The sequence below is a fragment of the Candidatus Binatia bacterium genome (genome assembly GCA_036504975.1).
GTDB lineage: Bacteria > Desulfobacterota > Binatia > UBA9968 > UBA9968 > JAJPJQ01.
In genome coordinates, this window is sequence record DASXUF010000025.1 from 15,852 (window position 1) to 34,816 (window position 18,965).

Sequence of the window (18,965 nt, forward strand, 5' to 3'; positions counted from 1 at the left end):
CATTCGATGAGTCTCTACTGCGTTCAAAAACTTTTTTTCCACATCCTCGTCGATCCCAGAGTCAAGCTGCGCTTTCAGGCCGATCCCGACGAGACGCTCGCGGACTACAGGCTCACCGCGGACGAGTTGAGCGCAATCAAGTCCTTCGACCTCGCCGCCCTCTACCGCATGGGAGCGCATCCGCTCCTGCTGCGCCCCTTTTCCGGCTTGAAAGGAATGAGCATGCCTGAATATATGAAGGCGATTTCGGCCGCCGCCGGGGAGAAAAAGCCATGAGCATCGTCGCCGCGCTGGCCGCCGGCCATGCGCCGGGAATCACGGGCTGGCCGGAGCAAGCCCCGCAGGAACAGTCCGAGAGATTTTTCCGTGGATACCGGAGACTCAGAGAGGCGCTCTTGGCCGCCCGTCCGGACGTTGTCATCGTGATCACGCCCGAGCATTGGGCGAACTTTTTCTTGAACAACATGCCGGCATTCTGCGTCGGCGTCGGCGAAGAGTTCGAAGGCCCGCTCGAAGATCCCGCTTGGCTCAAGGTTCCGCGGGCGCGCGTCCCTGGCCATCCGGCTCTGGCGCGAAAGCTGCTTAACGCCATGAGACGAGAGATCGATCTGGCGTTTTCCGAAGAGCTCATCCTCGACCACGGCAGCATGGTGCCGCTCCACTTCGTCGCCCCCGAGATGAAGTTGCCGGCGATCCCTCTGATCGTGAACTGCCTCGCCCATCCCATGCCGCCGCTTAGCCGCTGCCATAAGATGGGCCGCGCGCTCGGTGAAACAGTGCGCGCCTGGCCGGAGCGCGTGGCGTTGCTCGCGACCGGCGGACTCTCTCACTGGCCGGCGATGCTCGAGGCCGGAAAGATCAACGTCGAGTTCGACCGGGAATTTCTCCGCATGATTGAAACAGGCGGCGCCGAGGAGTTTACCCGCTACGACGACGCCGAGGTTGAAGCGGAAGCAGGCCCGGGCGCGCACGAGATCCGCACCTGGGTGGCGCTGGCGGGCGCTCTCGCGGGCGTCAAAGCGGAGGTGCTCGCTTACGAACCCGTCAAGGCCTGGGCGACCGGCTGTGCCCTGGCGAAATTCAACGTCGCCTAGACGCCAGCTAAAAAACTCTCCGTTCGCCCTTTGACGGGCTCAGGGTAAACGGAGGTCGAAGGATTGAAAATTTTCCGTTCGTGCTGAGCGCGTCGAAGCACGAACCCGACTTTTTGGGTAGGAATAAAATGGCAATCGTGAGGCAGCTCAGGAAGCCATCTAAGCGAACGTCGGCGCTCCATTGCAATTTTATTGCGGTCCTTTTTTTCCTGATCTCGCAGCCGGTTTTTTTGTTCGCGGCCGAGTCGTGGCAGACGGAGTGGGAGAAGGTGGTCGCAGCCGCGAAACGAGACGGCCGGGTCGTCGTCGCCGGCCCCACGGGCAACACCCATCGCCAGGTCCTCGCCGCCGCGTTCGAGAAGAGCTATCCGGACATTCGCGTGGAGTACACCGGGGCGCTCTTGCGCGAGATGGTGCCCCGCATGGTCCAGGAGCGGCAGGCCGATCTTTACCTGTGGGATATCTTTATCGGCGTATCGGTGCCCGCCGTGGCGCCGCTCAAGTCGGTAGGCGCATTCGATCCGTTGCGTCCGGCGCTGATCCGGCCGGAAGCGCTCGACGACAGCAAGTGGCGCGGAGGATTTCAGAATGGATTTATGGACGCCGACGCGCGCTTTTACTATGCCTTTGACGGCACGGTGGGTCGAACGGTCCACATCAATTGGGACGCAATTTCCCGCGGCGAAATGCGCTCGCCGCAGGAGCTTTTGGACCCTAAATGGGCCGGCAAGATCGTCTGGGACGATCCGCGCCAGCCGGGGGCCGGCCGCATGGCGGGCGTGACGCTCATGCTCGCCTACGGCGAGGAATTTTTACTCCGGCTCTGGCGCGAGCAGAAGATCGCGTATACGGCGGACCGGCGTCAATTGGCGGAGTGGGTCGTGCGCAGCCGCTATCCGATCGCCCTCGGCCTGCCGGTCGATTTGCTGGCCAACTTTCAGCAGGAGGGAGTCGGGCGCGCCGTGGAGGCGCTGGAAGCGATGACGCTGGACACGATCAGCCCGGGCTTTGGCTCGTTGGTTGTGATGAACCGCGCGCCGCATCTAAACGCCGCCAAGGCGTACGCGAATTGGCTCCTCTCGCGCGAAGCGCAGCGGGAATGGGCGGAGAAAACCCAGCGTAACAGCCGCCGGCTGGATGTCCCGCCGGGCGATCCGAGCCGGGCGCCGAAGCCGGGCGTCAACTACATCGAGACGCTGAAAGAGGCCATGGAGCCGAAGGCGGAGCGGGTTCTCAAGCTCGCTCGTGAAAACATCCGTTGAAGAGAGGCCGGCATGTTTTCCCGAGAAGAAAACGAAATGCTCACGCGCGTCGAACAAGGCGCCCCGATGGGCGAGTTATTCCGCAGGTATTGGATACCCGCCCTGCTCTCGGAAGAGATCTCCGAGCCGGATTGCCCGCCGGTGAAGGTGAGGCTCCTCGGCGAAGACCTGGTCGCGTTCCGCGATACGCAAGGGAGAGTGGGGCTCTTCGATGAGCGCTGCTCTCACCGCGGCACTTCTCTCTTCTATGGCCGGAACGAGGAGTGCGGGCTGAGATGCATCTACCACGGCTGGAAGTACGACGTGGAGGGAAACGTCGTGGAGACCCCCGCCGAGGCGCCGGGAAGCAATTTGAAAAACAAAATCCGCCACACGGCTTATCCGTGTTTCGAGAGCGCCGGCATCGTATTCACTTACATGGGAGCGAAAGAAAAGGCGCCGATTTTTCCCGCGTACCGGTGGGCGGGCCTTCGAGAAGAAAACCTCCTCGTGGTGAAGGCCCATCAAGAGTGCAATTTCCTGCAAGGATTGGAGGGCGACTGCGATTCCTCCCACGTCTCGTATCTTCACAACGACAGCGTGGGACAGAAGAGCGATCCTTTCCGTTCGATCGGCAACCCGACGCTGGAGCACGAAGAGACGGATTACGGCGTGAGAATGGTCGCGACCCGGGCGGTCTCCGCGGAGAAGAGCTATATCCGGATAACCAACTTCGTCATGCCCGCGTTCAGCCTGATACCGACGCCCGGTTCTCAATTGAACGAAACCGCCTATCAGAGTTTTCGCTTCTGGATACCGATCGACGATTACAACACCTGGAATTATATCTTGAGCATTCGCCATGCTCCTTTTACCGCCGAGGAAAGAGCGCGGGCTCGCAGCCGGGTGGACGCGAACTACATGAAGGTTCGCAACCGCCGCAATCACTACCTGCAAGACCGGGGGCTGCAAAGAACCACGAGCATGACCGGGATCATCGGCGTGAGCGTGGCCGAGCAGGACGCGTGCGCTACGGAGAGCATGGGATCCGTCTGCGACCGAACCAGGGAACATCTGGGCTACGGCGACAAGACCGTGATCGCGATCCGCAGGTATCTCCTCGATGCGCTCAGGATGGTCGCGGAAGGCAGGGACCCGCCTCACGTCATCAGAGATCCGGATAGGAGGGCGGCTCCGGATTTGATTTCAGCGGGAGGCGTCGTGCCGGCGGGCGCCGGCTGGCGCGGACTTCTTTGAAAGGAGGCCGGATGAAGCGTCTCTCTCTCCTTCTGGGGGCTGTCGCGCTTTTTTTGGTTGCTTCTCCACTGGAGGCGGAGCACAAGACACTGAATATCGCGCAGGGTTACGTTGCGGCCGATATTCTCCCTCTCTGGATCGCCAATGAGCGGAAGCTGTTCGAAAAACACGGCCTGGAGACCACAGTCACCTATGTCCGCGGCGGCAAAAATATCGTCGCGGCGCTTTTATCGGGCCAGTCGGATCTTGCGGTCATCCTCCCATCGTCTTTTCTGCTCGCTAATCTCCAAGGCGCCGATTTCGTCTTCGTCGGCAACAGTCATAGCGTCTTGAAGTACGTCTTGATGGCTCATCCCTCGATCAAGGCGCCGGCGCAGCTCAAGGGAAAGCGACTTGCCATCAGCAGCGTCGGCGACCTGAGCCATGCGATGACCCTCCTGGCCTTGCAAAGACTGGGGATCGATCGCAAAGCGCTGGAGATCATTCAGGTGGGGCAACAGCCGGATCGGATATTGGCTCTGCGAAACGGTTCCGTGCAGGCCACGACGGTGAGTACTCCATTCGACTTCCTGCTTAAGAAGGAGGGGTTCGTGTCGCTCTTCGACACCAGCAACGAAGTGCGCACGCTCGCCACGGCCTACACCGTGCGCCAAAAATTTCTCCAAAGCGCCCCGCACCGTCTGATGACCGAAAGGTTTCTCAGCGCCATGACGGAAGCGGTCAAGATCATCAAGACCGAGCGCGATTACTCGCTGCGAGTGCTGGACAAGAATCTGCGTAATACCGACGCCGAGATTCTCAACTACTCCTACGATTTTCTCGCGCCGGCGTACCACGACACCCCCCGAATGAAAGGCGAGGAAGTCCAGACTCTGATCGACCTGATCGTCGCGCCGGATAAACGCAAGGAATTGTCCGCCGAAAAGCTCATGGACAACAGCCTCGTGGCAAAGATAGAAAAGGGCGGCTCTTGAACGCGTGTGTTGACACCCCGACCAAGGGGTTGCTATTCGAGGTGGTAAGCCGGTTCATTGTCTACTAATGTGGAGGCGAAAAGAGATGTTTGCAAATATCGTTGTAAAGGAATCCTTGGAAAAAGCGGCCGGCGACTGGGATTTCCTTCAAGAGAAGGTACTGCCGCATTTCTCCACCTTCAAGCCGGTGGGACAAAACATCTACGGCATTCGGCGCCGCTATGTGGGCGAAGCCGGCATCATCGACCCGCAAAAAGGCGCCATGAGCCGCCACTTTGAGATCGGCCCTCAAGGCATGATGGAGATTCTCAAAAAACCCATGGAGATTTCCGTCACAACCAGCGGGACGCCGCACCACGTCAGCCACAATTTCGGTTACTGGCACGTCAACGATATGGACGAGCTTTATTTGCGGCTGCCGGGGGAAACCCCCGATGCTCTCGGCTACAGCCTGATCATCATGGGAAACCCGAGCGGCAATGAATGCGATCGCTTCGCCTGGTACTGCGAGCGCTGCCTGACCTTGCTGTTCGAGCGGGTTTGCGAGACGGGCCGGCTCGGCTTCGATGTGTTTTGGAAAGCCGAGCGGCAGGCGGTGTCGGAGTACAACCGAGACGTCGGGCATCGTACTTGTCCGGAATGCGGTTTCATCAATCCCCTCGGTTACTGCTGGGCGGTGAGCAAGGATACCTCTGAGGAGCACGCGGCGCGCGCTCTTTGGTAAGCTCGCGTTGACTGATGATCGTATGAGGATCCCCGATCCGGTCCTGCATCACTCCCTGGAGCTTTTTCCTGACGGCGCCAATGGAAATCATTTTGGCGAGTGGCAAGAGGCGGGACTCTATTGGTTATGGTCCGGCGCGATGCTCGTCGGAGATTCGCCCCGCGTCGTTTTGGAAAGAACCGGAAAGGAGATCGTCGAGTTTAGAGCGGAGGCCCATCTCGCGCATCCGATCCTTGCGGGCAAGCTCCACCATATCAATCATCTCTTTGGCTATTGGCAGGAGTCGGATGCCGACCGGATCTGGCTCCAGATTCCGCGGGAAGAAACCGTCGTTCATGCTCTCGTGTGGGGCGGAAAAAGCGGCGTGCATGAACAGGATCGTCTGTTGTGGTTTTGTCCGCGCTGCGGGGAGCGCATAGCCGATCGGCTGCTCGAAACCGGCAAACTGGGTATCGAAGGATTTATCGCGGAGCAGCTCGCTGCCGTGAGGCAATTCAACTCCGACGCCGAGAAGCGCAAGTGCAGGAGCTGCGGCTTCGTTCACCCGGAGGCCTACGGCTTTTATCCGCGGGACGACACCGCAGCGGAAAAAGCTTCGCGGGAGCGCTGGTGAGCATGAGCGGGCTCGCGCGGATTTGCCCGGCCGCCGAGGTGCCTGCGGAAGGCGCCAAGCTCGTTGCGCTGGATCAACGCGAGCTCGCCATCATCGCCCACGGCGGAAAATATTACGCGGTCGAGAACTCTTGTCCGCACAAGGGCGGGCCCCTCGGTCTCGGCCAGGTAAAGAACGGAGTCATCACCTGTCCGTGGCACCGCTTCCGGTTCGAGCTGGAGAGCGGGAAGAGCGTCACCAATCCGGCAATGCGAGCAACCATCCATCGCCTGGTCGTCGAGCAAGGAGACTTGCTGATGCAAACAATCGAACGTACATGAGTGCCTCATGAAATATTACAAAGACCTTCACGAATACCTCGCGGCGCTGGAAAAAGCCGGGAAGCTGACGCGCATCCAGAGCCGGATCAACAAAGACAGTGAGATCCATCCTTTGGTTCGCCTGCAGTTCCTCGGACTGCCGGAAGAACAGCGCACGGCCTTCCTCTTCGATAACATTACCGACTCCAAGGGAAAAAAATACCCCATGCCGTACGTGGTCGGCTGCGCCGCCGCCTCGCGCGAGATCTACGCGCTCGGTATGATGTGCGACGCCGATCAAATCGGCGACAAGTGGCTGCACGCGCAGACCCATCCGGTTCCGCCCAAGCTGGTGGAGCGCGGCCCGGTGCACGACGTCGTGATTCAGGGCGAAGCGATCAAGAAAGAAGGCATTTTGATGCTGCCGATTCCGATCTCGACGCCGGGATTCGACAACGCGCCCTACACCTCGGCGTCGAATTGGATCACGAAAGATCCCGAGACCGGCGTGCGCAACGTCGGCAACTACCGCGGCCAGGTGAAGGCGCCGGACCGCTTCGGCATTTTTCCCGGACCGAATCAGGGCGGGCGCAAGCATTGGGACAAGTGCCGCGCCAAGGGCATTCCGATGCACGCCGCCATGGTCCTCGGCGCGCCGCCCAACATTTCTTACGTCGCGATCTCGAAGTTCGCCGACGACGTCGACGAGCTGGCGGTCGCCGGCGCTATCGCAAATGAACCAGTGGAAATCGTCAAATGCAAGACCGTGGACCTCGAAGTCCCGGCGCACGCGGAGATCGTGGTCGAAGGGATCATCCCGAGCGACTTCGTCGAGCCGGAAGGCCCCTTCGGCGAGATGACCGGCTACATGGCGTCGCGCGAGACCAACCCCTACATGGAAGTCACCTGCATCACCTACCGAAAAGACGCCATCTGCCAGGGATTCTTGAGCCAGTTTCCGCCCAGCGAGTCGAGCAAGATCCGCCAGATCTCGTGGGAGCAGGTGATCTTCAAGATGCTCACGGTGGACTTGGGGATGAAAAACGTCCTGGACGTGGTGTTTCACGAATGCAGCGGCAGTTGGGGCTTCTGCGTTATCCGCATGAAGGAGCCGCGCCCGGAGCAGAACGAGAAGATCATGAAAGCCGTGTCCGAGAGATTGTGGGGCGGCAAGATGATCGTGCTCGTTAATGAAGATATAGACCCGCGGAACTTGGAGTCCGTCATCTGGGCGATGAGCTTCCGCATGCAGCCCCATCGCGACGCGCAAACCCTGCGCTCGAAGAAGCCGCTGCCGCTCGACTACTCTGTAGCGCCGCCGGCCGAAGGCGCGGGGAGGAGGTTCGGGGAGGAAGCTCACGAATCCTCGTGCCTGCTCATCGACGCGACTCTCAAGTGGGGCTATCCGCCGACCTCGCTGCCCAAGCGCGAGTTCATGGACCATGCGATCCGTCTCTGGAAACGGGAAGAATTGCCGGCGCTGAATCTCCAGTCGCTCTACTGGGGTTATCCGCTGGGACACTGGCAGCCGGAAGACGACGAGGAAGCGGCGCTGGCGGTGCGAGGGGAATATCTCAAGACCGGCGCCAAGCAGGCTCAACTTAGAAAAAAACCGGAATAGGAGGCGAACATGGAACCAGCCGTCAAAGAAAAGCTTAACCAGCTACGGCGGGAAATCATCCAACCCGCCCCGCTGCTGCACCATCCCGTGGTTCAGGCACGGATCAAGGGAGAATTCACATTGGATCAACTCTGCGCCGTCGAGATCCAGCACTATTATGAGGCAAAATATTTCTCGACGATCGTGTTGAACACCGTGAAAAACTGCAACGACAATCTCGTCTGGCGCAAATGGATGGCCGAGAACTGGGTCTCCGAGGCCACCGGCGAGAAAGACCACGCAACGCTGATTTTGAATTTGCTCGACGCCTTGAAGGTGCCGCGGAAAAAAATCGACGCCACCGATCCTACCCCCGGCATGCGCGCCTGGCACGAGATTCTCGAGGGCATCACGACGCGGCGCTCCTTCGCCGAAGGCGTTGCCGCGCTCTGGATCGGCGAGCCGGAGTATCCTCAGGTCGCGGCGGCTCTGTATAAGGCCTACCGGGACGTTTACAAGATCGACGAGGCGGCGCTCGAGACCTATCAGTTCCACGCGGATCACGACGCCGAGCACGGCTTGCAGGAAGAGGATATCGTCGTCGCGGCGTTGGAAGCCGATCCCAACGCGTACCCACGGCTCCGTTCCGTCTGCCGCGACGCCTACTCCGCTTATCTCTTTAGCTTCGACGGCTACTGGCAGGCCGCCACGGGCAAGAGAGAATTCTGGAGCGGCGTGAAGCCGTATATTTGAGTCCGAGATTGTTTCAGGACCGGCACCGATGATGTATCAGGGCGGATGTCATTGCGGGCAAATCAAGTTCGAAGTGGAAGGCGACATCGCGCAAGTGATGGAATGTAACTGCACGCATTGCAGCAGGAAAGGCTATCTGCTCTGGTTCGCGCCGCGGGAAAAGCTCAAGCTCCTCACTCCCGAAAATAATCTAGCGACCTACACTTTCAATAAGCACGTCATCAAGCATCACTTCTGTCCCAGGTGCGGCTGCGCACCGTTCGGGTTCGGCACGGACGCTTCCGGCGCCGCAACGGCTGCCGTCAACGTGCGCTGCGTGAACGGCGTCGAGCCGGCCAAGCTCAAGATCATTCCGGTCGACGGGCGCAGCCTTTAAAAAATTGTCGGGTTGTCGGCTGTGTGTTGAGTTGGTTGAGAAGGGGCGCGAATGCGTCATCGAACCCAAAGCCGCTCAAGAGGTTTGTTAATCGAACACCATGCTCGAAAACGTCACGGCGGAGCCGGTCTCCTGCGTGAAGGCTTGGCTATACTTGAGCAATTTCCCCCGGCTGCCGTCGAGCAGGTGCGTGAGCGAGTAGAGCGGCGAGAATCGCGGACAAATTTGAGAAAATCCGACTCGAATGGAGTCAGCGCCCGCGTTGATCCGAGTTGTACTCGGGATGACGCGGACCGAACAGCAGTCCGTTGTCTTTGTTGACGACCATAGCGGTCGTTGCAAAGCGGGAGAGTTCATGGGTTTAGTCGATCATCGAATAGACGATCTGATGCACGGCGGCGGCGATGAGCGTGCCGATGATGCCGCCCTGCCCGCCTCCTCCTGAGTTGCGAACCGCTTGGGCTTTGCCCGTCCATAGCGTCGCGCCGGTTTCGACGTCCACCAAACGGCCGCTGGCCCGAACGACCGTCGAGGAGGAAATTACGTGGTATTTCTGTCCCCATTCTTCGATCGTAATGTAGAGAACGGCGTCGGCCCCGATGATCTCCTTGATTTTATCCAGCAGGACGCCGTGCATCTCATCGGGAGTCGGCAACCCGTTTTCCTTCATAAACGCGTCGATCACCGCGACCGGAAAGATGTAATAGCCGGCCTCAGCCAGAGGGCGTGACGCCGTGGATAGATAAATGTACGTCGCCTCCACCGCCGTCGATGAGTTCAGCGGAGGAAGCACCAGGATCGAGCGAGGCAGGCGGCTTCGATACAGACTGTAATCGACCTTGGCCGCACACGAACACGCGGCCATCAGAATAGCGAACAGGAGTGAGGCCGTTCCGCGCCTGCTCATTGCCGGCTCATCCGTTGCAAGATGCCGTCGATGAATGCCGCGGATTCCGGAAACAGATTTTTCTCGGTTTGGAACTCCTGCTGGGCGCCAGCCAGATTGCCTTGCTGGTAATAGATATACCCCAAATGGGCGTGAACTCCCGGCGGGACTGGTTTTCCTTCCGCGCGGGCTTTGTCGATGTCTTCGGTAAGTTTGGCCGCTTGCGTGCCCGGATCCGCTTGGCCGGGCTTCATATACATCTCGTAGACTAAATCTTCGTATCGGCCCCACGAGTACAGAGGCTTCGCGCACCCGCCAAGCGTTCCGATGGCTGCGATGAGAAGCGCGAGCCGGAAAGCGGGCACGATCTCACTTTCCTTTCGCAGGGCTCCAGCGGCCGCGCTCAAGACCAGTGACTAAATTGTTGACCGCTTCGGTGATCGCGAGGTTTAGCACCTTGCCGTTCAACGTGGCGTCGTAGCCGGCAGCCGAGCCGAAGCCGATGACTTCGCGGTTACTCAGGTCGTATTCTCCCGCGCCTTGAACGGAGAAGATGATCTCCGAGGTATGGACATCGACGACGTTCAACGCCACCTTGGCATACGCGAGCTGCGTCTTGCCATATCCGAGAATCCCGAATAGCTGCGTATCTCCGGTCACGCGCCGGCCAAATTCCGTCACGTCGCCGGTGATCGCGACCTGCGCCCCCTGGAGATCCTGCGTCTCGCCGCGAAGCTTCGCCTCTTGAGCGATCTCGCTCATGTTTTCCCTATCGACCACCACGAAGCGCCCGGTCTGTTGCAGATGCGTCTTGAGCGCCGTCTTGGCTTGATTGCCGAGCTGGTCGACGCCGCTGGAAAAGATCCCCTGCATATAGGTGGATCGGTTTTGGAATTTGCCGACGACCAGCACGAACTTGGGACCGGCGTACGCCGTGCCGGCGCTCGCGGTCGTTTCCGGCGTCACCGTGCGGTGGGATTCGATGGCGCAGCCGGCAAAAATTACCAGCGCGAGAGCCCACCTGACGGCGCCAATTCGCCAATGCCGTGCGTGATTAATTTGCATAGAAACGCCTCCCAAATCCGAATCGCTTGGAGCCGGTAAGGTAACCGATGAATAGGCTCGTGTCAACTTTGGGATTAACCTTTGGGATTAACTAAAGGCAGAGCTCTCTCACTCGAACACCATGCTGGTGAACGTCACGGCGGAGCCGGTCTCCTGCGTGAAGGCCTGACCGTACTTGAGCAACCTTCCCCGGCTGCCGTCGAGCAGGTGCGTGAGCGAGTAAAGCGGCGCGAAGCCGCAGATACGGCGGCGGTCTTCGTCCTTGGCGATCTCGTGAAAGAAGCCTTCGGAGTCGAGCGCGGCAACTTTTTTGATCAACGTCTGATCTTCGGCTTCGACCCACTGGAGAAAACCGGGCGTGATCGGGTCGCGGTCGCCGAACTGCGCGCCGACGTGCGCCAGGTCCACGCCGGCGACAAAACAAATGCGCCTCGATTCTTTCGCCACGAGGTCGGCCAACGCCTTGAGAAAGTCGCCGATGCCCGGATCTCTTTCAGGAAGACTGCGGCTCTGAATGTTGGAGTGAAACGATGTCACCAGAATCGGCACGATCTTGAAGTCGCGCTTTTCACCCGTGAGCCGCGCCCGCAGCTCGGCGACGTACTTCAAATAGACGACTTGAAACTCCAGCGAGTGTTCGGTGCGGTGGAGATGCTCTTCGCTAAAAAGATTGCGTCGATACGCTTCTCCCAGCCGGCGCAGAAATTCCTTGTCGGTCTCCACTTTCCCGAGCGGCGTGGCGAAATCTTTGAGCGTCGCGACGAAAGGACTTTCTCCGCCGCAGTGCGACGTGCCGAGTAAAATGTAAAGGTCGGCTCCCGGACGTTCGACCAGCTCTTTGTAAGCCCACGCGTAGCATGGGCCGCCGCGATGAAAGTCGATGTGCGGCGCGACGATTGCCTTCGGCGTGGAGCCGTTTCCGTTCACCTGCGCTTCGCCCGGCCCGTCGGCGTGTTGAAAATGACCGCGGAGCTGCGCTTCGAGCTTATCCGCCTCTGCGCCATAAACCGTGCCGGCATGGGCCGGAGCGCGGACCGGCTGGCGGCGGAATTCATCGGCTATTTCTTCCTGACGATCGAGGAAGCGTTGATTGTAGAGATAGAACTGCTCGTCGAGAGTATCGATCATCTTTTTAAGATCGTCGATGGATAAAAGTTGCCCGACTCGCCGGCGATAGGTCTCCTGGATGTCGACCAACGAGTGCTGTCCATCGAAGTGGCTCAAGACGAAATAGCCGATGGGCGTGATCACCAAGGGCTGAGAGAGATGCTGCGGGTCTCTGAGGCAGATGAAGGTCTTTCCTTCCTGCTGGATGGGAAAAGCCTCGACGGGCCGAAGCCGCGGACGATCTTCCATCCGTCTTAAATGCCGGTTTTTTTCGTTCTCCGCAAGTGCCGGCTTTACACGTTCAAAATCGTGCTTGACGCGCCGCAGCGGTTTAGAGTATGGGTTGCGCAGAGTTTTCAATTCCGGGATTAGGAACACGCCTATGGCGCTGCTCATACCCCTGAGGACAAGCTTCACAAAAGCGAGATTTAAACGGCGCAACAGACTACACGCGCTTAGCAGGATGGTCGGCAACACCCAGCCGGCGAAAATTTAGAACTACACAGAAGGGGACACAGTGAACAACCGCAAATCGCTGCTGATCTTCATGGCGCTTGTTTTCGGCCTGGTCGTCGCCGAAGGACAACCGGCTGAGCGAACTGTTCCACGCTCTAGGGAGCCGACGGACGAGAGCCGATCTCCAAAGAGTCCGTGCCATGCATTCGTTGATTATGGACAGTTTGACCCGAAGCGCGTCGACGCGTTTCTTGGTTTGTATTTCCAGAACACGACGGGACATTGGTTTTCCTGGTTTTCTCCGCTGGACAAGCGCGCTCAAGAACTCGACAAGCGTATTCTCAGCGCCGCGTTGAGTCCGGCCGAAAAGATTCAAGTCTTCAAAAGACTGGCGCCAAGAGCGGAGGACAGTCGGTTTCGGGCCCAGACCGATGAGAGGAAAGAGTTGCGGATGGAACGTCTCCTCCTTTCGGTCGAACCAAAAGACCTGCCTTTGTTCAAGTTCGCCCTGGAGCATGACGGGGACTACAAGGATCTCGAGGAGTACGTGTTCCACGATATCGACAAAAAAGAGTATCGCGATCGCATCATCCGGCATTTCCGAAAAACAGCTGAGCAGGTCGGCATCATCGGCATTAAAGTCCTTTCGGACGTGGATGACACGATGTATGCCAATCTCGTTGATACGCGATATCCGAAGGGAACGTTCTACCCGGGAGTCCTGGAGTTCTACGATTCATTAAAACATGAGCCTTTTGAGCTGCGGGCAATTCCTTTAACGACTCTTTCGGCCCGGCCCAATCCGATCGCCGGCAAATTGGAGGAGGCTAGCCTCAATCGCTTGGTGGAGTTGACGAAAGGAAGATTATGTCCCAGCGCGTTGTCAGGAGCCCTTGTTAGTTCAACCGCGGGCACAGTTGAAACCGTTCTGCGGTCACGCGAAGAACTTGATCTTCTATCTGATGAGATTCCCCACGATCAAGAAGAGAAGATTGGCGAGGTCAAGTTCAAGAATTTTTCGAGCTTCTCAGAACTCTATCCTGAATACCGCTACGTGTTCGTCGGCGACTCGGGGCAGGCCGATGCCCTGACGGCTCAACGGATGCTCACCAAGGCATCGAAAGGGACAACGAGGGTTGTCGCTACCTTTATTCACAACCTCACAAAGGCAAGTCCGTCGTTTAAAAAGCTACCCTCCGACATTTTAGTCAGCAAGAGCTCCGCTACCGGTCGAGGGGTAATCGTTTTTAGAAACTACATCGACGCGGCTATAGTCGCGCACATGCATTCGGTGACTCTTGAGAATTTGGTTACAGCGCGGGAGCTTGCAAGAATCACCAGGGCGTCGCTCGAACAGTTTAAAAAGATTAATTTCCGGGGTAACGAGGCTTCTGAACTTCGGAAACAGTACCGGCAGGATGCCGAAGAAGCTTACCGGCTTTTGACCAAGGGCCCTCGGAAGCCATCTCCTCTTGAGGAAGATCTGAAGAAAATCCGCCGTATGTTGGATGAAGGGTTATAGGAGGCGCGTCATGTCACAAGCCGATTTCACCCCCAGCACAGAGTGGAAGGAAGTTGTCGAGCCCGGCGAGCAGGCGCTATTCGAGGGTTTTGTGCGCGACATCGAGGACCAGCAGAAAACAGCACAGCAACCAAACGGACCGTTGCGCCGCGGTTTTCACGCGAAGCTCCACGCCGGACTGATGGCCGAGTTCCACGTCCTCGCGGACCTGCCCACGTATGCTCGCTTCGGAGTATTCCGAGAGACGCGGGTTTTCCCGGCGGCGGTTCGATTCTCCAACGGGAAGCCGACCCTTAATCCGGATAAGCGTCGTGAGCCGCGGGGTATCGCGATCAAAGTAGTGGGAGTCCCCGGACGCAAATTGCTGCCGGGCCAGGAGGATGCCGTGACCCAGGACTTCCTCGCCACGAGCCACTCGGTCACCTCGACGGTCCGCAGCGCCCGGCAGTTCATCGCCTTCATCCGGGCAACGCGTAATCCCTCTACGCTCCTCTTCACACTGTCACGCGCGGTGGGCTTCCGCGAGATGCTGCGCATCTTATTTGCGTTGCTTCGCACCGTTGTTTTCAGCAAGGTGCGCAGCATGGCCACCGAGGAGTACTCCAGCACGGCGCCCATCAAGCTGGGACCACATGCGGTGAAGTTCACGGTGCGACCCGCGGAGGGGACCGAGGCAACAGGGAACCGTGCTCTAACGGATGACTTCTTGCGTGACGAGCTGGCCAATCGGTTGCGAAAAGGGGACTTGGTGTTGGACTTCCTCGTACAGTTCTACGTAGATGATAGACGCACCCCGATCGAGGACACCTCCGTCCCATGGAAACCCGCCCACACACCGCTTGTGAAAGTCGCGCAAGTGCGCATACCCCGATGCGACCTGAACAACCCCGCTGTCCAAGCGCTGAGCCAGAAGGTAGACCAGATGTCGTTCTCCCCATGGCACGCGACGGAGGACCACCGCCCGCTGGGCAACGTGATGCGCGCCCGGCGGGTCGCCTACAAGGCAAGTGCAAAACTCCGGGGTCACAGTCCCGAACCGACCCACTTGACACCCTGAGCACAGCCAGACCCGACGACAGAATAGATGATCTCACGGTAGGCCGAGATTTAGAAGCCGAACCAGACTTATTATTTAGATACTGGCAGCGACGACTTGAGGGTTCAGCGATCCGGCAGCGGGTCGGGGCCGGCGATCTTTTTAAATAGCGTTACAATCTCAGGGTCGCGCGGCGCTTCCGCTACGATCCGCTGAAGCTCTTCGGGCATAACGGGAGTCGCTTCGTCTCCGGTCGCTTTGCGGTAAGCCGCGAGAAAGGCGGAATCTTTAAACGCCTTGCGCATTGCCTCACGGAGAATCTCAGTCTGCTCTTTCGGTGTGCCGGGAGGCAGTAACAAGGCGGAACCGGTCAGGCGGAACGTGCGCTGCAAGGCCAGCAATGCGCGTTCTTTATCGGACTTGGCAAACGATTCGAGTTCCGGCAGGTGAGCGAAGCGCGGATGGTGGTTTCCCTTGGGAGTTTCAAGGACGGAGTGAAAATTCGCCAGCCCTTTTTCCAACAGCTCCGGCGTCCGCTGCAAAACGGAGCCGGCCAGATGCGCCCTGCCGTCGACCTCGCCGCGCTGGAGCGCGATGTCGATCTCAGGCCCGGAATAGCCCACGACGAATTTCGGTTCTTTGAGGCCGAGTAAAAATGCGAAAATGCGCCCGGTGTTGTAGATCTGGTGTCCCACGGCTTGCGCGCCGATCCTGATTCCCGACGCCGCGCGCAGCTTGTCGATGTTTGAAAAGCCGGCCTCCTTTCGAGTCAGAAAGACATGCTGCGTCGAGCTGTCCGGCGCTCCGAGATAAATGAACTTGTCGACATCGTACAATACTCCGCTCTCGCCCAGAATCGCAGCCGCGACGAGCGTCGTGCTCATGCTTCCGATGGTCAGACCATCGGGCCGCGCCGATCTGTAGACGTGGTTGGCGGCCTTTCGCCCGCCCCCGCCCGGCATATATTCGGTGACGATCGTCGGATTTCCCGGAATATATTTCCGAAGATATGGACCCAACGCTTTGACCCGCACGTCCGATGACCCGCCGGCATCCGTGCTGACGACGATCGTGATCGTCTTGCCATGATAAAAAGGCGATTGAGCTTGGACTGGAAGGAGCCAAATAGAAAACAGAAAAAAGACGAGCACCAGTCCGCTCCAAAAGAATTTCCGATTCACCGGAACCTCCGTGTCAGGGTGGATTACCGTTTCGAGCCCGCTCCGAATTAAATGGGTCGTCGCTGAGCAGCCGAACACTACCGAACAAACACTTGCCGAGTCAAACGAGCGACTTTGATAAGAGCTATGTCGATGCGAAGGTGAGGCCCTCGGGAGCAATCTTCGACCGGTCGCAGCCGCGGATATCCTCTCCGGTCATGTCTGCAAGCTTCTTTCTTCATTGGAAAATCGCTGTTACAAAGAATGCTTCACACGAGTTCGACCGGTAAGGAGGAGATCATGAAAGAGTTCCAAGGCCGCGTGGCCGTCATCACCGGCGCAGCCAGCGGCATCGGTCGCGGCCTTGCGCGGCGATGCGTCCGAGAAGGCATGAAAATCGTGCTCGCTGACATCGAGGAGGCGGCGCTTCACCGCACCGCAGCCGAGTTGAAAGGCGCCGGCGCATCGGTACTTGCGGCTGTGACGGATGTATCCAAGGCCGGCGATGTGGATGCCCTCGCGCGTAAGACTGTGGAGACCTTCGGCGCGGTTCATCTTCTGTGCAACAACGCCGGCGTGGGCGGTGGAACTACGGTTTGGGAAAGCACTCTTGCAGATTGGGAGTGGCTTCTGGGGGTCAACCTGTGGGGCGTCATTTATGGGGTGCGGGTCTTCGTCCCGATCATGCTCGCGCAAGACATGGATTGTCACATTGTCAACACCGCTTCAATCGCGGGGCTGACCGCTTATCCCGGTGCCGGAATTTACAAGGTCACCAAGCACGGCGTCGTCACACTCTCGGAAACGCTCTATTACGAGTTAGCCGAGCGGGAGGCGAAGGTGCATGTCTCGGTGCTATGCCCAAGCTGGGTCAACACGGCCATTTTGGATGCGGCACGCAATCGACCGGCCGCGCTACGGAACGATCCGGCTGAAGAGAAGCTCTCTCCCAAGCTCGCAGCCCCGACCCAAGCCAGGCGGCAATCGGTCCAAAGCGGGATGGCGCCCGACCAAGTGGCCGAGCGCGTCTTCACCGGCATAAGGGACAACCGCCTGTATATTCTTACCCATCCTGAAACCAAAGAGTGGGTGCGCGGACGAATGGAGAACATTCTCGCCGAGCGGAATCCTCCGCTGCCGGAGCTATGAGCGACGATGTTTTGCGCTGGCCAGTATACTCAGTAGTTAGCCGGCAAAGAGGGATCTGTTCTGTATGGATAGCTCTACGTTATTGGGAATCGTCGGTGTCGCTGCCACCATCATTTTAGGAGGGTGGACTCTTTACCTTGCGCTTGCTCGCCGCTACTTTGGCCGTATTTCATTTGTAAAAGAAGAGTGCATCGGATTATTTGACGAGATTGCAAAGAACTTACCCGGATTGTCGATCCGCTATCTCAATCAGAAACCAAGCGGACAGCGAGCGTCTTGATCCGTGGCTTTGCGGCCATCGCGTTGTTATCCTTTCTTCTTTACCCGACCGGAAAAGTCTTCGAGATGAAAACAGCGCGGTGGGACGGCGGCGAGGTCAGGCAGGTCAAGGAGAAGAGCCTCAGCGCAAAGGCCTTTGAGTGGGGCGTTGAAGACCTCACTTCAGGGAAAGTTTCCGTGGGCCTTGGAATATTGTTCTCGCTGCTTAGCTTGCTTTCATGGGCTCGGACGAAAGAGTAGCGCTTCGCCCATTATCCTGGAGATTGGGGCTCAGAGAACTTTTTTCTAAGATACAGGCGAAAACGATAACCGGGCTGCGGCGCGGTAGGATGAAAAAAAGGTTCCGTGACCCCCATTTTCTGCTCCGCGATCTGCCGCTCCCCGCGCTTCATCGTCCAGTCGTGGTTCCAGCGAAAGATTGACTTCAAGAGCGGCGAGAGAATTTTTACGAGCGGTTTTTCCGCCCGAGGATTCCATCCCATAGAAATAAAAGGTAAAATTTCGCTGAACCCTTGCTTTCAGACCGATCGTTGGTAGTGACGTTTGAACTCGGTGTTCGGCTCCCTATAATGATCCGCGTCTGTGGACATCAAGCTGTAAGGCGTTTACCATAGAGGCAAACAAAGTTCGGGAGGTGTCAAATGGAGGTTAGAGAAGCCCAGGTTGTGGATCCCACTCATTTAGAGCTTGCTCAGCCTATTCAGGTGCCGCCAGGAGCAAAAGTACTGGTCACTATAGGCGTTCCGGAATTGATGGCAGAAGAACATCAAGCGTGGATTCAAATGTCCACTCAAGGGCTGGCTTCGGCTTACGGGCCGAATGAACCGGAGTATTCCTCAGACTTGATCAAAACCCCTAATCCAGAGTTCCGGCCGTGAACGAAGGAGAGGTAATTCTGACTCCAATTCCGCAGGCTGATGGACAGGTCAAAAATCGCCCGGCGATCGTTTTACGCGAATTCCCTCCCTTCCGGGACCTGCTGATATGTGGAGTCAGCACTCAGGTGCAACATTTGGTCCCAGGCTTTGACGAACTGATCACATCCAAAGACGGAGATTTTACCTCAAGCGGCTTGATGGCCGATTCGGTCATCCGGCTGGGGTTTCTCGCTGTTGTGCCTCGCAAAGCCGTGGCGGGAAGCATCGGCAAGATTGGCGGCGAGCGGCACCGTCGTCTGCTCCAAACATTAAGCGCGTACTTGGTGAAAAACCTGAAATAGATCTCGCCCTAGAGGAAAAAAGGGGATCGCGCCAAGGAAACTTGGGAAAGGGGGAAGAGATGTAGAAAACAACTCGGAAACCTTTCAGTGAAACCTTGCAGGTAAGCAAGCCTGTCCGGGAAGGCCTAACCCGCTCCCGGAAGCGAGTCTTGCGC

General features: G+C 58.2%; 22 protein-coding genes. 17 read left to right on the forward strand and 5 right to left on the reverse strand.

What is annotated here, in order from left to right:
• The first annotated feature begins 6 nt into the window (after positions 1 to 6).
• The 11 genes from VGL70_03930 (at position 7) to VGL70_03980 (ending at position 8,931) form a co-directional block, all read left to right on the forward strand.
• A complete protein-coding gene (locus tag VGL70_03930; protein HEY3302669.1) occupies positions 7 to 276 on the forward strand; it encodes a hypothetical protein in 270 nt (89 codons plus the stop codon).
• Positions 273 to 1,094: an extradiol ring-cleavage dioxygenase gene (locus VGL70_03935; GenBank protein HEY3302670.1), complete on the forward strand. Its 822-nt coding sequence runs from the start codon at positions 273 to 275 to the stop codon at positions 1,092 to 1,094. The genes VGL70_03930 and VGL70_03935 overlap by 4 nt, the downstream gene beginning before the upstream one ends.
• Before the next feature lie 128 nt (positions 1,095 to 1,222).
• Complete coding sequence (locus VGL70_03940) at positions 1,223 to 2,356, forward strand: substrate-binding domain-containing protein (protein HEY3302671.1); 1,134 nt, start codon at positions 1,223 to 1,225, stop codon at positions 2,354 to 2,356.
• A 12-nt stretch (positions 2,357 to 2,368) separates the two neighbouring features.
• The gene (locus VGL70_03945) at positions 2,369 to 3,592 is read left to right on the forward strand and encodes a Rieske 2Fe-2S domain-containing protein (GenBank protein ID HEY3302672.1); all 1,224 of its coding nucleotides are present in this window, start codon (positions 2,369 to 2,371) and stop codon (positions 3,590 to 3,592) included.
• Positions 3,593 to 3,603: 11 nt separating this feature from the next.
• A complete protein-coding gene (locus VGL70_03950) occupies positions 3,604 to 4,566 on the forward strand; it encodes an ABC transporter substrate-binding protein (GenBank protein ID HEY3302673.1) in 963 nt (320 codons plus the stop codon).
• An 85-nt stretch (positions 4,567 to 4,651) separates the two neighbouring features.
• Positions 4,652 to 5,290: a hypothetical protein gene (locus tag VGL70_03955; protein ID HEY3302674.1), complete on the forward strand. Its 639-nt coding sequence runs from the start codon at positions 4,652 to 4,654 to the stop codon at positions 5,288 to 5,290.
• Positions 5,291 to 5,312: 22 nt separating this feature from the next.
• On the forward strand, positions 5,313 to 5,903 hold the full coding sequence (locus tag VGL70_03960) for a hypothetical protein (GenBank protein HEY3302675.1): 591 nt from the start codon (positions 5,313 to 5,315) through the stop codon (positions 5,901 to 5,903).
• 2 nt (positions 5,904 to 5,905) lie between these two features.
• Complete coding sequence (locus VGL70_03965) at positions 5,906 to 6,223, forward strand: Rieske (2Fe-2S) protein (protein ID HEY3302676.1); 318 nt, start codon at positions 5,906 to 5,908, stop codon at positions 6,221 to 6,223.
• A 7-nt stretch (positions 6,224 to 6,230) separates the two neighbouring features.
• Complete coding sequence (locus VGL70_03970; protein ID HEY3302677.1) at positions 6,231 to 7,823, forward strand: UbiD family decarboxylase; 1,593 nt, start codon at positions 6,231 to 6,233, stop codon at positions 7,821 to 7,823.
• Positions 7,824 to 7,832: 9 nt separating this feature from the next.
• Positions 7,833 to 8,555, forward strand: a complete 723-nt coding sequence (locus VGL70_03975; protein HEY3302678.1) for an iron-containing redox enzyme family protein — start codon at positions 7,833 to 7,835, stop codon at positions 8,553 to 8,555.
• Between the two features lie 28 nt (positions 8,556 to 8,583).
• Complete coding sequence (locus VGL70_03980; GenBank protein HEY3302679.1) at positions 8,584 to 8,931, forward strand: GFA family protein; 348 nt, start codon at positions 8,584 to 8,586, stop codon at positions 8,929 to 8,931.
• Positions 8,932 to 9,292: 361 nt separating this feature from the next.
• On the opposite strand, the gene VGL70_03985 is transcribed toward VGL70_03980, so the two are convergent.
• The 4 genes from VGL70_03985 to amrB form a co-directional block, all read right to left on the reverse strand.
• Complete coding sequence (locus VGL70_03985) at positions 9,293 to 9,838, reverse strand: GNA1162 family protein (protein ID HEY3302680.1); 546 nt, start codon at positions 9,836 to 9,838, stop codon at positions 9,293 to 9,295.
• Positions 9,835 to 10,182, reverse strand: a complete 348-nt coding sequence (locus VGL70_03990; protein ID HEY3302681.1) for a DUF4810 domain-containing protein — start codon at positions 10,180 to 10,182, stop codon at positions 9,835 to 9,837. Before VGL70_03990 ends, VGL70_03985 begins: the two co-directional genes overlap by 4 nt.
• A 4-nt stretch (positions 10,183 to 10,186) precedes the next feature.
• Positions 10,187 to 10,882 (reverse strand): CsgG/HfaB family protein, encoded by a 696-nt coding sequence (locus VGL70_03995; protein HEY3302682.1) that lies wholly within the window; start codon positions 10,880 to 10,882, stop codon positions 10,187 to 10,189.
• Positions 10,883 to 10,990: 108 nt separating this feature from the next.
• Positions 10,991 to 12,238 carry an AmmeMemoRadiSam system protein B gene (gene amrB / locus VGL70_04000; GenBank protein ID HEY3302683.1) on the reverse strand — a complete coding sequence of 416 codons (1,248 nt, stop codon included), beginning with the start codon at positions 12,236 to 12,238 and terminating at the stop codon, positions 10,991 to 10,993.
• Between the two features lie 268 nt (positions 12,239 to 12,506).
• Between amrB and VGL70_04005 the strand changes: the two genes are divergently transcribed.
• Both VGL70_04005 and VGL70_04010 read left to right on the forward strand, forming a co-directional pair.
• On the forward strand, positions 12,507 to 13,967 hold the full coding sequence (locus VGL70_04005; GenBank protein HEY3302684.1) for a hypothetical protein: 1,461 nt from the start codon (positions 12,507 to 12,509) through the stop codon (positions 13,965 to 13,967).
• Between the two features lie 10 nt (positions 13,968 to 13,977).
• The gene (locus tag VGL70_04010) at positions 13,978 to 15,024 is read left to right on the forward strand and encodes a hypothetical protein (protein ID HEY3302685.1); all 1,047 of its coding nucleotides are present in this window, start codon (positions 13,978 to 13,980) and stop codon (positions 15,022 to 15,024) included.
• 104 nt (positions 15,025 to 15,128) lie between these two features.
• Here the strand turns inward: VGL70_04010 and VGL70_04015 are convergent, their stop codons facing one another.
• Positions 15,129 to 16,184 (reverse strand): hypothetical protein, encoded by a 1,056-nt coding sequence (locus VGL70_04015; protein ID HEY3302686.1) that lies wholly within the window; start codon positions 16,182 to 16,184, stop codon positions 15,129 to 15,131.
• Between the two features lie 279 nt (positions 16,185 to 16,463).
• On the opposite strand from VGL70_04015, the gene VGL70_04020 reads away from it, so the two are divergent.
• The 4 genes from VGL70_04020 to VGL70_04035 all read left to right on the forward strand — a co-directional run bounded on the left by VGL70_04020 (position 16,464) and on the right by VGL70_04035 (position 18,810).
• The gene (locus VGL70_04020) at positions 16,464 to 17,312 is read left to right on the forward strand and encodes an SDR family NAD(P)-dependent oxidoreductase (protein ID HEY3302687.1); all 849 of its coding nucleotides are present in this window, start codon (positions 16,464 to 16,466) and stop codon (positions 17,310 to 17,312) included.
• 64 nt (positions 17,313 to 17,376) lie between these two features.
• The gene (locus tag VGL70_04025) at positions 17,377 to 17,592 is read left to right on the forward strand and encodes a hypothetical protein (protein ID HEY3302688.1); all 216 of its coding nucleotides are present in this window, start codon (positions 17,377 to 17,379) and stop codon (positions 17,590 to 17,592) included.
• A 640-nt stretch (positions 17,593 to 18,232) separates the two neighbouring features.
• The gene (locus VGL70_04030) at positions 18,233 to 18,469 is read left to right on the forward strand and encodes a hypothetical protein (protein HEY3302689.1); all 237 of its coding nucleotides are present in this window, start codon (positions 18,233 to 18,235) and stop codon (positions 18,467 to 18,469) included.
• Positions 18,466 to 18,810, forward strand: a complete 345-nt coding sequence (locus tag VGL70_04035) for a type II toxin-antitoxin system PemK/MazF family toxin (GenBank protein ID HEY3302690.1) — start codon at positions 18,466 to 18,468, stop codon at positions 18,808 to 18,810. The genes VGL70_04030 and VGL70_04035 overlap by 4 nt, the downstream gene beginning before the upstream one ends.
• Positions 18,811 to 18,965: the final 155 nt, after the last annotated feature.

Bases quoted from the DNA above. Each gene is read 5' to 3' on its own strand.
- VGL70_03945 (HEY3302672.1), top strand. From the start codon at position 2,369: ATGTTTTCCCGAGAAGAAAACGAAATGCTCACGCGCGTCGAACAAGGC.
- VGL70_03935 (HEY3302670.1), top strand. From the start codon at position 273: ATGAGCATCGTCGCCGCGCTGGCCGCCGGCCATGCGCCGGGAATCACG.
- VGL70_04030 (HEY3302689.1), top strand. From the start codon at position 18,233: ATGGAGGTTAGAGAAGCCCAGGTTGTGGATCCCACTCATTTAGAGCTT.
- VGL70_03965 (HEY3302676.1), top strand. From the start codon at position 5,906: ATGAGCGGGCTCGCGCGGATTTGCCCGGCCGCCGAGGTGCCTGCGGAA.
- VGL70_04020 (HEY3302687.1), top strand. From the start codon at position 16,464: ATGAAAGAGTTCCAAGGCCGCGTGGCCGTCATCACCGGCGCAGCCAGC.
- VGL70_03975 (HEY3302678.1), top strand. From the start codon at position 7,833: ATGGAACCAGCCGTCAAAGAAAAGCTTAACCAGCTACGGCGGGAAATC.
- amrB (HEY3302683.1), bottom strand. From the start codon at position 12,238: ATGGAAGATCGTCCGCGGCTTCGGCCCGTCGAGGCTTTTCCCATCCAG.
- VGL70_04010 (HEY3302685.1), top strand. From the start codon at position 13,978: ATGTCACAAGCCGATTTCACCCCCAGCACAGAGTGGAAGGAAGTTGTC.
- VGL70_04025 (HEY3302688.1), top strand. From the start codon at position 17,377: ATGGATAGCTCTACGTTATTGGGAATCGTCGGTGTCGCTGCCACCATC.
- VGL70_03940 (HEY3302671.1), top strand. From the start codon at position 1,223: ATGGCAATCGTGAGGCAGCTCAGGAAGCCATCTAAGCGAACGTCGGCG.
- VGL70_03930 (HEY3302669.1), top strand. From the start codon at position 7: ATGAGTCTCTACTGCGTTCAAAAACTTTTTTTCCACATCCTCGTCGAT.
- VGL70_03950 (HEY3302673.1), top strand. From the start codon at position 3,604: ATGAAGCGTCTCTCTCTCCTTCTGGGGGCTGTCGCGCTTTTTTTGGTT.
- VGL70_03995 (HEY3302682.1), bottom strand. From the start codon at position 10,882: ATGCAAATTAATCACGCACGGCATTGGCGAATTGGCGCCGTCAGGTGG.
- VGL70_03960 (HEY3302675.1), top strand. From the start codon at position 5,313: ATGAGGATCCCCGATCCGGTCCTGCATCACTCCCTGGAGCTTTTTCCT.
- VGL70_03970 (HEY3302677.1), top strand. From the start codon at position 6,231: ATGAAATATTACAAAGACCTTCACGAATACCTCGCGGCGCTGGAAAAA.
- VGL70_03955 (HEY3302674.1), top strand. From the start codon at position 4,652: ATGTTTGCAAATATCGTTGTAAAGGAATCCTTGGAAAAAGCGGCCGGC.
- VGL70_03985 (HEY3302680.1), bottom strand. From the start codon at position 9,838: ATGAGCAGGCGCGGAACGGCCTCACTCCTGTTCGCTATTCTGATGGCC.
- VGL70_03980 (HEY3302679.1), top strand. From the start codon at position 8,584: ATGATGTATCAGGGCGGATGTCATTGCGGGCAAATCAAGTTCGAAGTG.